Raw genomic sequence first — 312 nt, forward strand, 5'->3', positions numbered from 1 at the left:
GGAACCAACTTCTATGAGTTTGCTGCAGCATCCTATACCGAGGTGCTTGCATTTGTGAGCAAACCGTTTGTCTCGCATGTTCTCTACGAAGACATTCCGGACATTACCTCCGTAATGAAGCCTAGTGCCGTCAAAAACTTTGGATGGTACGCATGGCGCATGATTCGTTGCACAGACTGGCATAGAATCGAAGACATCAATCCAAATGACATCGCTGACCTCTCCGACCACTTGGTCTTAACGCGAAGAAATGACGTTGACTGGTTCCAGTACCCCATCGCCCCAGCCGCGTTTTGGAACTATGTTCAGAGG

Annotated in this window: 1 protein-coding gene; it reads left to right on the top strand. The window is 49.0% G+C overall.

Annotation, left to right across the window (positions count from 1 at the left end):
• A partial coding sequence (locus KMS84_RS39730) for a hypothetical protein (RefSeq protein ID WP_256921519.1) occupies positions 1-312 on the top strand: 312 nt, incomplete at both ends.

This window comes from Streptomyces hilarionis, from assembly GCF_024539675.1.
GTDB classification, from domain to species: Bacteria; Actinomycetota; Actinomycetes; order Streptomycetales; family Streptomycetaceae; genus Streptomyces; species Streptomyces hilarionis.